Source organism: Opitutia bacterium KCR 482 (assembly GCA_029269845.2).
In the GTDB taxonomy this organism is placed as follows: Bacteria; Verrucomicrobiota; Verrucomicrobiia; order Opitutales; family Intestinicryptomonadaceae; genus Merdousia.
In genome coordinates, this window is the sequence record CP149973.1 from 1,618,289 (window position 1) to 1,631,634 (window position 13,346).

The window sequence follows — 13,346 nt, forward strand, 5'->3', positions numbered from 1 at the left end:
TAAAACCATGTTCGGAAAATCGGCATTTTTTACGGTATTGGCGGCGTGCGCGTGCGCGTCGGGGCTTTGGGCGCAGTCGTTCGGCGACGCTCCGAAAACAAAATATTCGGCGTTCTCGCAGGTGTTTGCGGACGTCGTATTCTTCTCGCCCGAGCAGGCTCTCGAAGCGTATTCGGGCAGTTGGGGCGGAACGCAGTCGATTTCCGTCGGCGACAGGCAGGTCGCGACGGCGGTCGTGGAGCAGAACTACTACCCGTCGCGCGACGTTTCGATGCTCAAACTCGTCGGAAGCGGCAAGCTCATGGGCGCGGGCGCGACAGTCCCGACCCGCTGCTACATGTACGTCGAAAACGGCAAACTGCGCCTCGACATTAAAACCGCCGACGACTTGGTCGTGCCCTATTCGGGAATCGTCGAAGACAACAGGGTAATCTGGGTTCCGTACTACGGCTTTTTCCTCTACGACGTGCAGACCGACACTTTCTCGAACTCGCCCGACGGGCTTCGCATAGACTCGCGCGGCGAGAAATTCGTATCGCTGCCCGTGTTCACGGGAATCATGGAGATTGACTCTGTGCTTGTGCGCAGCGCGTCCGCGTACTCGGCAAACAAGGTCAGAACTTCGCGCAACGCAAAGTTCGAGTTCCCGACCTCCAAAATGCAGGACTGATTCGTTTCCCGCTTTCAACGCGTCCGCCACCATGCGCGAGCTTCCCGTAGATTCGCTGAAACCCGCCCTCCAAGCCGCGCTTGCGCGGGGCGGGCGAAGGCTTGTCGTGTCCGCGCCGACGGGTTCGGGCAAATCAACGCGCCTGCCCGTAATGCTTCTCGAAAGCCTCGGCGGGCGCGTGCTTGTCTTGCAGCCTCGGCGCGTGGCGGCGCGAATGCTCGCAAAGGGCGTTTCGTCGATTTTCGGCATGGGCGATTCCGTCGGCTGGCACGTCAGGTTCGACAAACACTACGGCGACGACACGAAAATCGTCTTCCTCACCGAGGGCATTCTCGCTCGAATGCTGCTTTCGGACCCCGAATTGCGGGGCGTTTCCGCCGTGTTTTTCGACGAATTCCACGAGCGCAACATCTACGCCGACGTGTCGCTTGCGCTCGCGCTGAGAACGCAGAAAAACCTGCGCCCCGACTTGGCGATAGCGGTCTGCTCCGCCTCGATGGATTCCGACGCGATTTCCGCGTATTTGGGAGGCGCGGAAAAATTCGAGTGCGGCACGCGGCTTTTCCCCGTCGAGACCGAATACGCGCCGCCGAAGGACAGGGACTCCAAAATTTGGGACTGCGCCGCCCGCGAGTTCGACAGGCTTGCGCGGGAGGAGTCCGACGGCAGTTTTCTTATTTTCATGCCGGGGGTTTACGAGATAAACAAGACCGTCGCGAAAATTTCGGCAAGCCCGCGCTCGAAGGGCTTTGACGTGTTCGCGCTCCACGGCGATTTGCCGCCCGAACGGCAGGACAGAATCCTCGCCGACACGGGCAGGCGCAAGGTGATTGTGGCGACAAACGTCGCCGAGACATCGCTTACGATAGAGGGCGTGCGCTTCGTCATAGATTCGGGGCTTGCGCGCGTGGCGCGGTTCGACCCGAACAGGGGCGTCAACACCCTGCTGTGCGAGCGCATAAGCCTTGCGAGCGCGACGCAGCGGGCGGGGCGCGCGGGCAGAACGGCGGCTGGGCGCGTCGTCAAGCTTTGGCGGAAGGGAGACGAGGAGTATTTCGAAAAATACACGCCGTCGGAAATCTCGCGGCTCGACATCTCGCAGATTCTGCTCTGGCTTTCGGCGGCGGGCGTCTCGCTCGACTCCCTCGACCTCTTCGAAAAACCGCCGACGGAGTCGCTAATCCGCGCGGCGGCGACGCTCAAAACACTCGGCGCAACCGACTCGCTCGGGCGCATTACAAAGCTCGGCCGCGACATGGCGTCGTTCCCGACCGAGCCGCGCTACGCAAAGCTTTTGATTGACGGCGCGCGCTCGAACTGCCTGCGCAAAACCGCGCTCATCGCGGCTCTTACGGACGTCGGGCGCGTGAAGATTCAGCTTTCCGACGCGTTCGCCGAGGCGGAGCGCGACGCGCTTGTGGGCGACGCAAAAAGCGAGCCCGAGGAAAACGCGCGGCTTTGCGAAATCGCAAAGGAAAACTCCTTTGCGGAGGATTTTTGCAGGCGGCTCGGAATCCACTCCGCGAACGCCCGCAAGGCTTTTTACGTGGCCTCCGACTTGGCGCGGCTCGCCCGCAGGTTCGAAAATCCCGACGGCGCGGGCGATTTCGAAATCGCCAAATGCGTGCTCGGCGCGTTCTCCGACATGGTTGGCGTGCGCCTCAACAAGGGCACTCTCGCGTGCAGGTTTTCGGGCGGCAGGCGAGGCGAAATTTGCAGGGAAAGCCGCGCGTACGCCTCCGACGTGTTCGTCGCCCTCGACATGAGCGAGCGCAACGTCGCGGGGGGAGTTTCGATAATGGCGTCGTCTGTCGTGCCGGTTTCGCGCGGGCTTCTCGCCGAGCTTTTCCCCGACGATTTTTCCGAGACTGTGGAAACGAAATTCGACGAAATCCACAAGCGCGTGGTGTCGTCGTCTTCCGTGAAATTTCGCGACTTGGTTTTGTCGGAATCGTCGTGCGGGCGCGTCGACGCGGACGCCGCGGCGAAGATTCTGCGCGGGGAAATAGAGTCGGGGCGTCTGCGCCTCAAAAACATGGACGAGGGCGCGGAGGAGTTCATTGAGCGCGTGAATTTTGCGGCGGCGGTCTGCCCCGAAAGCGGAATCGCGCCGATAGACGACGCGGCGAAGTCGGAGATAATTTTGCAGATGTGCTGCGGGCTTACGTCCTACGCGGAGGTCAAAAACGCCGACGTCCACGCCGCCCTGCGCGACTGGCTTTCGGCGGGACAGCTTGCGCTGCTGAAATACCTCGTCCCGAAGACCGTCGAATTTCCGCGCAGAAAAAGGCCGTGCCAGATACGCTACGACGCGTCCGCGCGCCGCGCGACGGTGTCGTCGTTTTTCAGGGATTTCTTCGATTTCGACCCCAAGAAAATCAAAATCTGCGACGGCAAAATAAAGCCCACTTTCGAGCTTCTCGCACCGAGCGGGCGTCCAGTGCAGACTACGCAGAACTTGGAGGAGTTTTGGCAGACTTCGTGGGCTGCCGTCAAAAAGGAGCTGAAAGCCCGCTACCCCAAGCATTTTAAGCCCGACGACCCCCACTGAGCATTTCGGCGCATGCGGGTTTCCGCCAAAATTTCGGCGCGGAATGGGCTACGAGAGCGCGACAAACAGGCACATGACCACGAATATCAGCCACGTGGTTCTGCGTATTTCCCCTGCGCGTTTTTTCGCCACAAGAATGAGCGTGTAGGCTATGATTCCGAACGCGAAGCCCTCCGAAATTTTAAAGGTCAACGCCATTATCATCATGCAAAAAAACGTGGGGATAACTTCGTCGAGGTCGTCGAATTTCAGGTCTTTTAGCCCCTGCATCATCATGATTCCAACGAGCACGAGCGCGGGGGCGGTCGCCGCGGCGGGGATTGCGTTTATGAGCGGCGATATGAACAGCGAAAGCAGGAAGAGCGCGGCTACGACAAGCGGCACAATTCCCGTGCGCCCGCCCGCCTCTATGCCCGCGGCGGACTCGACATACGCGCCCGTCGTGGAAGTTCCCAGCATCGCGCCGCCGATTGTCGCGGTTGCGTCGGCTACGAGCGCGCGCCCTATGTTTTTCATATGCCCGTCCTCCGACATCATTCCGGAGCGGCGTCCCAGCGCGACGACCGTCGCGATTGTGTCGAAGAGGTCGAGGAAAAGCAGCATGAGGATTACGGGCATTGCGCGGCGGAAGTCGCGGAACGGATACGCCCAGTCGAGCTGCATGAAAGTTTCGGAAATTCCGTGCGGGAGCGAGAATATTGCGTCGGGAATCTGCGCCATTTTGCGCCCCTGCGAGTCCGTCGCAAAGAACGCCACAAGCGTCATGAGCGCGATTGTAGAGATTATCGCGGGTCTGAATTTTTTGCATGTAAGAATCGAAACCAGCGCGATTCCGCAGAGCGCGAAAAGGCATTCGGGAGAGGTGATGTCTCCCGCCGTCACAAGCGTGTTCGGGTTGCCAACTATTATTCCCGCGCTTTTCAGCCCGAAGAACGCGATGAACATTCCTATCCCAGCCTGCAAGCCTATTTGAAGCGCGCGTGGAACGCCCGCTATGATTTTCTCGCGCACGCCCGTAATCGAAATCAGCAGGAAGAAAAGCCCGTTGTAGAACACGAGCGCGAGGGCCTCGCGCCAGTCCATTCCCATTCCAACGCAAACGAGAACCGCAAAATACGTGTTCGAGCCCATCGCGGGGGCTACTGCGATTGGCATGTTTGTGAGCAGCGCCATCACGACGCAGCCGAATGCGGTCGCGAGCGCGGTCACCGTGACGAGCGCCGCCTTGTCCATGCCCGCAAGACCGAGAATCGCGGGGTTTACCGCGAGTATGTACGACATCGTCGCGAATGTCGTAAAGCCCGCCGCGATTTCGCGCGGAAGCGTCGTTTTGCGGTCGCGGAGTTTGAAGAATTTTTCGGCAGGGGTTGTCATGCGGTTCTGTCGAGGGAGCGGTAGTTGATTGCCTCGAAAAGGTGGTGGGTTTGGATTTTTTCGGACGAGTCGAGGTCGGCGATTGTGCGCGAGACTTTCAGTATTCTGTCCCACGCCCTCGCCGACAGGTTAAGCTCTTCCATTGCCGCCGAGAGAATCGACGCCTGTTCGTCGTCGAGGGCGCAGTATTTGCGAATGTCGGCGGCGTCCATCGACGCGTTGATTTTCGACGGCCTGCGGCTTCCCGCAAAACGCTCCGCCTGAATCCTCCGCGCCGCCGCGACCCTCTTGCGGATTTCCGCCGACGGCTCTCCCTCGCCCTTCGAGCGTAGCTCGTCTACGGGCAGGGCGGACGCCTCAACGTGAATGTCGATTCTGTCGAGCAGCGGGCCCGAGAGCCTTGCGCGGTAGTCCTGAATTTGGCGCGGCGAGCACCTGCACTTGTGGCGCGGGTCGCCGAGGTATCCGCATTTGCACGGGTTCATCGCCGCAACGAGCATGAATTTGCACGGGAGCGTGGTTTTGCCCGCCGCGCGGGAAATCGTGATTTTCCCGTCCTCGATGGGCTGGCGGAGGTTGTCGAGAATGCTCCCGAATTCGGGAAGCTCATCGAGAAACAGCACCCCGTTGTGCGCAAGCGAGACCTCCCCAGGCTTCGGGTTTGGCCCGCCGCCCGCAAGCCCGACGCGGCTTATCGTGTGGTGCGGGGCGCGGAACGGACGCCGGAAGCACTTGTTTTCGCCCGACTGCGTAAGCCCCGCCGCCGAGTATATTCCGAGGATTTCGAGAAATTCTTCGAGCGTCGGCGCGGGCATGATTGACGGAATCCGCTTTGCTATCATGCTCTTCCCCGAACCGGGAGGGCCGACCATCAGAATGTTGTGCCCGCCTGCGACGGCGACTTCCACGGCGCGGCGCACAGCCTGCTGTCCCTTGACGTCGCGGAAGTCGGGCATGGCGGAGTCGTCAAATTCGCGGCGGAACGGAGAGTCCTCCGCGCGGACGGGTTTGAGTTGGGCGTTGCCGTTGAGGAAATCGACAAGCTCGCGCAGGTTCTTCGCCGTGTAGACTTCTATTCCCTCCACGAGCGCGGCCTCCGCGGCGGAGTCGGGCGGAAGAATCACGCCGCGCATTTTCTTCGACCTTGCCAAAAGCGCGAGCGACACCCCGCCGCAAATCGCGCGGAGGTCTCCCGAAAGGCTAAGCTCTCCCGCGACGACGAACTCGCGCAGCTTTGCGTCGTCCACAACCCCCGTGGAGGCGAGGATTCCCAGCGAAATCGGGAGGTCGTAAATGGGACCCTCCTTTTTGATGTCCCCCGGCGCGAGGTTTACCGTCATCTTCGTCATGGGCATCGCAAAACCGCTGTTTGCCATCGCCGACGAAACCCTGTTTACCGACTCCTTTACGGCGGCGTCGGGCAGCCCCACCACGAACGTTCGCGGCTCTCCGCGCTCGCCCGAATTTACTTCGACCTCCACGGGCAGAGCCTCCACCCCTATCAACGCGCCTGAATTTACTTTGGAAAGCATGTGAAAAAATTTATCCGCGTTATAATTTCAATATTTCGAATTGTCAATTTATACTTGAAAGCCGCCGCCGCGGGGGTAGTTTTGCGCGTATGGATTCCGAATTGCAAAACGCAGCGCAAAGGCTTCTCGAAAAATGTACGCGGGCGGGCTTGACCGTCTGCGCGGCGGAGTCGTGCACGGGCGGTCTTGTTGCGTCGTCGATAGTTTCGGTGCCGCATGCGAGCGGGTTTTTTCTCGGCTCGTCGGTGGTCTACTGCGACGCCGCAAAGGAGAACGTGCTCGGCGTTCGCCGCGAAACCGTCGAAAAATATTTCGCCGAAAGCCCCCAGTGCGCCGACGAAATGGCGGAATGCGCCGCGCGCGCGTTCCGCGCCGACATCGCCGTTTCCGCGACGGGCTTTCTCGACTCCAACGTGGGCGGCAAGCCCGCGGCGCTCGCGGGGCGCGTGTTCATCTCGCTTTTCCTGCGCGGAGGCTTCGACAGGCTCGCGCTGTCGCTCGACGTTTCGCGCGGACGCGCCGAAAACCGAAAGGCGGCGGCTCTCTCCGCGCTCAATCTTATTCTGTCAAAATTGGACAAAATTTCATGAAGTATATCATATCGTTTCTCGGCAGCCTTGCGGCGAACCTGCTTTCGCTTGCGGTTTTCTTTCTGATTGTGCCCGCGTTTGCGGTCGCGGCGATTTTCGCGTTTTTGATGGCGCAGCTCGGTCTTGCGCCGTCGGGAACTTTCGACAACGCGGCGATTGTCCTCAACCTCTCCGACTCCGTGTGCGAGTTTGCGCCGCCCACCGACGCGCTCTCGAACCTCAAACGCGGCGGGGCGGCGTCGAGCGTGCTTTCCATTTGCTCAAAAATAGAGGCTGCGGCGCGGGACGACTCGAATAAGCTGGTTTTCATTTCGGGTTCTTTCGACTGTGCCGCCGAGGACGTCTCATACGCGCAGATTGCCGAGCTTCGCGCGGCTTTGCGCAAGTACGCGGAGTCGGGCAAGGAGGTTGTCGCGTACCTCGAAAATCCGTCCACGCGCGACTATTTCCTCGCAAGCGCGGCGACCACCGTCTTCCTCAACCCGTTCTCCGAACTCGAATTCAAGGGCTTGGGCGGCAACGCGGCGTTCTTCGGCAACGCGCTGAAAAAATACGGCGTCGAAGTCGAGGTCGTGAAAGTCGGCGCGCTCAAAAGCTTCGGCGAAATGTTCACCTCCGACAAAATGTCCGAACCCGTGCGCGAAAACTACGCGGGGCTTCTCGATTCCGTGTGGAATTCCGTCCTCGAAAGCGTCGCAAAATCGCGCAAGATTTCCGCCGCCGCGCTTGCTGGCGTCGCCGAAAAAAAGGCGGTGCTCTCCGCCGCCGACGCGCTGGCGGCGCGGCTTGTGGACAGGCTCGCATACCGCGACGAAGTTATAGACTACATTTCCGAAAAAGTAGGCGCGGACGGGGTTTCGTTCGCCCAGATTTCCGTTGCGGACTACGAATTCCCCGAGTGCGGCCCCGATTGCGGCGGCGTTGTGGCGGTAGTATATCTTAACGGCGAAATCTCCGCCGCAAAACCCGCAAACGACATCGTGGACGCCGCGACGTACTGCGTGCTCTTGCGCGAATTGCGCTTCGACGAAAACGTCAAGGCGGTGGTTTTGCGCGTCAACAGCGGCGGCGGCTCGGCCTACGAGTCGGAATCAATCAGGCGCGAGGTCGAACTGCTCGCAAAGGCCAAGCCCGTTGTGGCGTCGTTCGGCGGAATTTCCGCAAGCGGCGCGTACTGGATTTCCACCGCCGCAAACAAAATCTACGCCGACGCCGAAAGCATTACGGGGTCCATCGGCGTGTTTTCGCTTTTGTTCTCCGCCGAGAAACTCGCGGCGGATTTCGGCATAACCTTCGACGGCGCAAAAACCGCGCCCATGTCGGACATCGGAACGTTCTCGCGCCGCCCGACCAACGCGGAAATTGCGCGGATACGCGCGGCGACCGACACGGTCTATTCGAAATTCGTATCGCTCGTTTCGTCGTCGAGGAAAATCCCGCGCGATGCCGTTTTGAAGCTCGCCGACGGCCGCGTGTTTTCGGGAGCGGCGGCGAAAAAATTGAAGCTTCTGGACGAAATCGGCGGACTTTCCGAAGCCGTCGAATACGCAAAAAAGGCGTCGAAATGCGAAAGCGCGTGCGTGGCGGAATGCCCGCAGCGCGACGCCGTGCGCGATTTGCTCGACATGGTTTCGGAGGGCGGCGCGCCGTTCGCAAAATCCGTGCCGATAAAAACGCTTGAAAGATTTAAAAAGCTGGCGGAAACAAAACGCCGCTCCGCCGTCTACACAAGGATCCCCCTCGATTTCCACATCAGATAACACGGCGCGAGACGGCGCGTGAAAGCACTTCCCTAAGGGCGTTTCCCTGTGCCCGCAGACCGCTCGCGTACGAAAGTACGCCACGCACACGGGGCGTGAAAGCACCAGTCTAAGGGCGTTTCACGCGCGTCCCAGACCGCTTACATACGCCAAGTATGCTACGCGCCCTGTGCCGCGCGTAAAGCCGCCCTTATACAGGCACTTTGACGCCCCTAAAATTACACGGCGGGAAAGCCACCGTCTGAACGGCACTCTAACGCGCCTAATATTACAGCGCACGGCGCAGAAGATTTTTAAAATGCGCTGGGATAAAAGTGGAGCTAATCAGTTAGCGGAGAATCCATGTTAGCGGATTTCCGCTTTTTGTTTATCCGCGCAACGCGCGTCTATTTTATATATATTTCTTGCAAACGTTCGACAATCCCAACGCCAGTAATTGGCGAAGCCAATACGGACTAATAGAGGAAAGCGGCAAGTAATTTGCCGCGCATTACCACAGAAAGGAACGAAGTTCCGTAGGGAGGCGCACCTTGCGCCCGAGTGGCGCGGCTCGCGTCGGGGGAGTGGGTGGAGAATTTCGCAACGCGAAATCCACCCCTGGGGGCGCAAGCCCCCAAGTTTCGAGTGGCGCGGCTCGCGCCCTAGGAGAGGAGTTCGAGGGCTTCGCGGCCAGTCATGCCTACTGCGACGCCTTTGGCTTGGGCGGCTTTTGAGACGGCGACGACATTTTTTGCGAACATGTCGTCGTAGGAGTTCACGCCGGTGACGATTGCGAGGGCGTCGCCGAGTTTGTCGGCGGTTTCGACCTTGACGTATCCGCAGGCGAGCATGCCGTTTGCGGCGGTTATCGCAAGAAGCGAGGCGTTTGTGGTGGGGATAGTGTAGCCTTTGTATGTTTTTCTGTTGAATGTGATTTCGTCCATAAAAAAATCGATTCTGTCGACATTGAAGTATATTTTTCGCTCCGTGTGAAGAATAATAGTGTTGGAATTCGGGAAAAAACCTGTCAACATGCGGACAGGAAAATGGAAGGAATCATGAAAAGATTTTTAATATTCGCATTGGGCGTCGTTTTGTGTACCGCGTGCAATTCGACAACACGGAAGGAGGCTGCTAGGCAGCTGAGGGAGACCGCGGCGCAGCCGCTGGCGAACGAGGCGGCGGTCGCGAGGGCGGCGGAGGAGGCGTGCACGGTCTCCGAGCCGTTCAAGTCGGACCTTGCCGACACGACGTGGGTTCCCGTATTTTTGGCGGGGCAGGGCGAAGCCAAAATGCCGAAATCGGAAAACGAATTCGTCTACCTGCGCTTTGCGCCCGACCTCAAAGTCAGCGGAATGTCGGGCAACAACCTGTTCGGCGGCAGCTTCGTAATAGGGCAGAACGGCTCGTTCGGGGCGGCGAACATGTTCTCGACGCGCCGCATGGGCCCGTACGGCGAGTACGAATATAAATTCATGCAGGCGCTTCAAAAGGCGGACAGAATCTCGATTTCGTCGGACGGCAAAAAGCTCAGGCTTATGCGCGACAAGGACGTTCTGCTCGATTTCAGGAAAATCCCCAACAACACAGTCAAACAATGAGTCCGAAAACGATTATAGTTTGGGCGGGGCTTCGCGTGAAGCCCGAAGCCGCGGAGGAGTTTAAGAGACGCGCGTTGGAGGTTGTGGAAAAAACGCGGCTTGAAGAAAAATGCCTGCGCTACGACCTTCTTCAAGACGCCACAAACCCCGCCACATTCTACTTCTTCGAAGAGTACACCGACGACGAAGGCTACGCCGCGCACCGAGCAATGTCCTACATGCCGCCGTTCCGCGACTTCCGCGGCACGGTCGTCGAGGAATACCTCGGCATACGCGTGCTTGACGAAATAGCTTCGCACTAAGCCGAGCTACGGTATCGAGTTATTGCGCCGTCCGCGCCGCCCGACGTTTTGCCAAGCTCGTCCGTTGCCGTAGCAACCGCAGATTTCGGCGCGTCCGTTTTTGCTTGCGGAAAACGCGCAAAGGGCTTGAATACACAACCGCAACCGGCAAATACCCGCCGGCTGTTTTTGAAAATTTCAACCAAACAACAAACAATACAAGGAAAATTATGTCGTTAATACTCCGCTCTAAATTGAGCATTATGATGTTCCTGCAATTCATGCTGGTGGCGTCCTTCTGGGTTCAGCTGTCGAGCTATCTCGATAAAATGCACGTCGAAGGTATAATGTTCGCGCTGATTATGTCCACAATGGCAATCGGCTCGATTTTCTCGCCGCTGGTCGGCATGTTCGCCGACAGGGTTGCAAACAGCGAAAAGGTTTTGTTCGTGCTGAACGCGCTCGTGGCGGTTTTGCTGCTCGCCGCGTATTTTACGGTCAACCCGACCATGATTTTCGTATGGCTCGTTTTGGCGATGTGCGCGTACATGCCCACATGGGGTCTTACGTCGTCGATTGCCATGGCAAACAGCACGCCGGAAGCGTTCCCGCTTATCCGCGTGTTCGGCTCGCTGGGCTGGGTTTGCGCGGCGGTTTTCGCGTTCGGGGCAAAATTCTTCTTCGATGCTGTTATCGACGGCACGGCGGTTCCGCTCGCATGCGGCGCGGCGGTTGCGGCGGTTGCGGCGGTTTTCGCGCTCTTCCTCCCAGCGACTCCCCCGAAGGCGAAAGGTGAACCGATGTCCGTTGCCGACGCGCTCGGACTTCGCGCGTTTGCAATGCTCAAAGACCGCAACGTTGCGATTTTCATGGTTTGCGTAATCGTCTGGACGGTGGCGTTCACAATTTACTGGATGTACGGTTCGTTCCTCGCGAGCCTCGGCGTAAAGAACATTACGCCCACGTTGAACGTGGGTCAGGTTTCGGAACTGCTTTTCATGGTTCTCATTCCCGTCGCCATTAAATGCATAGGCTTCAAGAACACGATGGGCTTGGGCATCTTGGCGATGTTCCTTCGCTACGTCATGAGCGCGTTCGCGCCCGAAGTCGGCGGACTCTACTGGGGCGCGATTGCAGTTCACGGCATAATCTTCGGCTTCTTCTTCGTAGCCGCGCAGATGTACATCGACAAAAAGGCGTCCGACGACATCAAGGCTCAGGCGCAGGGCTTGTACTTCTTCTTCTACGGCATCGCGCAGATTTTCGGCACGTTCTTCTCGACATGGCTGATTTCGCACTACACAAGCAACGCAATCGTCGCCGACGCCGTTCAGGCGAGCACAAGCTGGCAGTCGATTTTCTGGGTTGAAGCGGCAATTTCGGGCGCGCTGCTCGTGTTCTTCTACCTGTTCTTCAAGGACGACACGAAAAAGGCGTAATTTGCGTATTTTGAATAGAAGAGCCTTCTCCTTTTGGGGGAGGCTCTTTTTTTGTTGCATTGACAGCCCGATTTGGTAAATTCGGCATTTTCATTAAAACAAGGAGAAGTACTTTGAGAGACGATTACATCAAAGAAGCACAGAAAATCATTCCCGACCCCAACATTCTCATCAATGTGGTATCGCGCCGCGTAAAACAGCTCAAAGCGGGGAGCGAGCCTACGGTTAATTCGTTGGAAAAGCTTGAGCTTGAAGATATTGCGCTGCTTGAAATAATCAGGGGCAATATAAGCTACGAACTCTTCTCGCCGCGCACGGATTCCGTAGAATAGGCTTCGTCGGCATTCGGATTGCGGCTGAATCCGCGCGGCATTGCAAATTGCGGCGCGGTTTTTTGTTCGGACAACATGGCAAAGAAAGAATCGGAAAGAAAGGCAGTAGAGATTCGCAACCGCAAGGCGAGTCGCGACTTTTTCATAGGCGAAACTTTCGAGGCGGGCATCGCGCTTTCTGGCACGGAAATCAAGAGCCTGCGCGGCGCGCACGCCCAGATAAACGACGCCTTTGTGCGCGTAGACAACGGCGAGGCAATTCTCTATCAGGCGCACATTTCCGAATACGATTTCGGCAACATCAACAACCACAATCCGACCCGCCCGCGCAAACTGCTCCTCCACAAAAAGGAGATTCTCAAATTGAAGTCGGCGACCGATTCGGGGGGAACCGCGATTATCCCGCTTAAAATCTATTTCAAAAAGTCGCTCGCAAAGGTGCTGATAGCGGTCTGCACGGGCAAAAAACTCTTCGACAAGCGCGAGGCAATCAAGAAAAGCGAGGCGCAAAAGGAAGCGCGGCGGGCGATGTCGAACTTCAAACGCCGATGAAAAGCGAGAATCCGCCCGTACATATAATATTGCACAACCCGAAAATCCCGCAAAACACGGGGAATATCGGCAGAATGTGCTCGATAATCGGCGCGCGCCTGCACCTGATACACCCGCTCGGCTTCATCATTACGGACTCCAAATTGAAGCGCAGCGGCATGGACTATTGGTACGAGCTTGACGTTGTGCACCATAAAGACTGGGAGAGCTTCAAGGCGTCGCCGCTCGCGCCCGATTTGTCGCGCATCTGGCTTTTTACGACAAAGGGCGACAAATGCCTTTGGGACGCAAAATTCGAACACGGCGACGGGCTTCTGTTCGGCGCGGAGGATTGCGGCTGCCCGCAGCGCGTCCACGACGACCTCGACGGACGCCGCCTGAAAATTCCGCAGTTCGCGCCCAAACTGCGCTCGCTGAACCTTTCAACCTCCGCAGGAATCGCCGCATACGAGGCAATGCGGCAAATTACGCACGGAAACGGCGGCGTTTGATTTCGGCTTCGCATTTTTTTCAATTCAGCCGATTTTTTTCGGCAAAACCAGAGTCGCGCGGCGGCAATTTGCCCATACATTCTCGCGCGATTTTGCGCGGATTTTCGCAATTTTGCCCGCATTCACGGCTGGTTTTTTTGTTGTGCGTTCGGAGTGCGGGCGCAAAAAAAGGCGCGTCGGGGAGACGCGCCTAT

13 protein-coding genes are annotated in these 13,346 nt (G+C 58.1%); 10 read left to right on the forward strand and 3 right to left on the reverse strand.

Annotated elements, in window-relative coordinates:
* Positions 1–7 precede the first annotated feature (7 nt).
* Positions 8–670, forward strand: coding sequence for a hypothetical protein (locus P3B99_006875; protein ID WYJ06930.1), 663 nt, complete (start codon positions 8–10; stop codon positions 668–670).
* Between the two features lie 31 nt (positions 671–701).
* On the forward strand, positions 702–3,221 hold the full coding sequence (gene hrpB / locus P3B99_006880; GenBank protein WYJ06931.1) for an ATP-dependent helicase HrpB: 2,520 nt from the start codon (positions 702–704) through the stop codon (positions 3,219–3,221).
* Positions 3,222–3,269: 48 nt separating this feature from the next.
* Here hrpB and P3B99_006885 read toward each other — a convergent pair whose 3' ends face one another.
* The gene (locus P3B99_006885; protein WYJ06932.1) at positions 3,270–4,595 is read right to left on the reverse strand and encodes an NCS2 family permease; all 1,326 of its coding nucleotides are present in this window, start codon (positions 4,593–4,595) and stop codon (positions 3,270–3,272) included.
* The gene (locus P3B99_006890) at positions 4,592–6,127 is read right to left on the reverse strand and encodes a YifB family Mg chelatase-like AAA ATPase (GenBank protein ID WYJ06933.1); all 1,536 of its coding nucleotides are present in this window, start codon (positions 6,125–6,127) and stop codon (positions 4,592–4,594) included. Before P3B99_006890 ends, P3B99_006885 begins: the two co-directional genes overlap by 4 nt.
* A gap of 89 nt (positions 6,128–6,216) precedes the next feature.
* Between P3B99_006890 and P3B99_006895 the strand changes: the two genes are divergently transcribed.
* Both P3B99_006895 and sppA read left to right on the forward strand, forming a co-directional pair.
* Entirely contained in the window at positions 6,217–6,717 is a 501-nt protein-coding gene (locus P3B99_006895; GenBank protein ID WYJ06934.1) for a CinA family protein, read from the forward strand.
* Positions 6,714–8,477, forward strand: coding sequence for a signal peptide peptidase SppA (gene sppA / locus P3B99_006900; protein ID WYJ06935.1), 1,764 nt, complete (start codon positions 6,714–6,716; stop codon positions 8,475–8,477). The genes P3B99_006895 and sppA overlap by 4 nt, the downstream gene beginning before the upstream one ends.
* Before the next feature lie 641 nt (positions 8,478–9,118).
* Here sppA and P3B99_006905 read toward each other — a convergent pair.
* Positions 9,119–9,400 (reverse strand): DUF1805 domain-containing protein, encoded by a 282-nt coding sequence (locus P3B99_006905; protein ID WYJ06936.1) that lies wholly within the window; start codon positions 9,398–9,400, stop codon positions 9,119–9,121.
* Positions 9,401–9,514: 114 nt separating this feature from the next.
* Between P3B99_006905 and P3B99_006910 the strand changes: the two genes are divergently transcribed.
* The 6 genes from P3B99_006910 (at position 9,515) to P3B99_006935 (ending at position 13,152) form a co-directional block, all read left to right on the forward strand.
* Entirely contained in the window at positions 9,515–10,057 is a 543-nt protein-coding gene (locus P3B99_006910) for an META domain-containing protein (protein ID WYJ06937.1), read from the forward strand.
* A complete protein-coding gene (locus P3B99_006915) occupies positions 10,054–10,359 on the forward strand; it encodes a putative quinol monooxygenase (GenBank protein ID WYJ06938.1) in 306 nt (101 codons plus the stop codon). The genes P3B99_006910 and P3B99_006915 overlap by 4 nt, the downstream gene beginning before the upstream one ends.
* Before the next feature lie 209 nt (positions 10,360–10,568).
* Entirely contained in the window at positions 10,569–11,777 is a 1,209-nt protein-coding gene (locus P3B99_006920) for an MFS transporter (GenBank protein WYJ06939.1), read from the forward strand.
* A gap of 113 nt (positions 11,778–11,890) precedes the next feature.
* Positions 11,891–12,109, forward strand: coding sequence for a DNA-directed RNA polymerase subunit omega (locus tag P3B99_006925; protein ID WYJ06940.1), 219 nt, complete (start codon positions 11,891–11,893; stop codon positions 12,107–12,109).
* Between the two features lie 75 nt (positions 12,110–12,184).
* The gene (gene smpB, locus P3B99_006930) at positions 12,185–12,661 is read left to right on the forward strand and encodes an SsrA-binding protein SmpB (protein WYJ06941.1); all 477 of its coding nucleotides are present in this window, start codon (positions 12,185–12,187) and stop codon (positions 12,659–12,661) included.
* Positions 12,658–13,152, forward strand: coding sequence for a tRNA (cytidine(34)-2'-O)-methyltransferase (locus P3B99_006935; GenBank protein WYJ06942.1), 495 nt, complete (start codon positions 12,658–12,660; stop codon positions 13,150–13,152). The genes smpB and P3B99_006935 overlap by 4 nt, the downstream gene beginning before the upstream one ends.
* Positions 13,153–13,346: the final 194 nt, after the last annotated feature.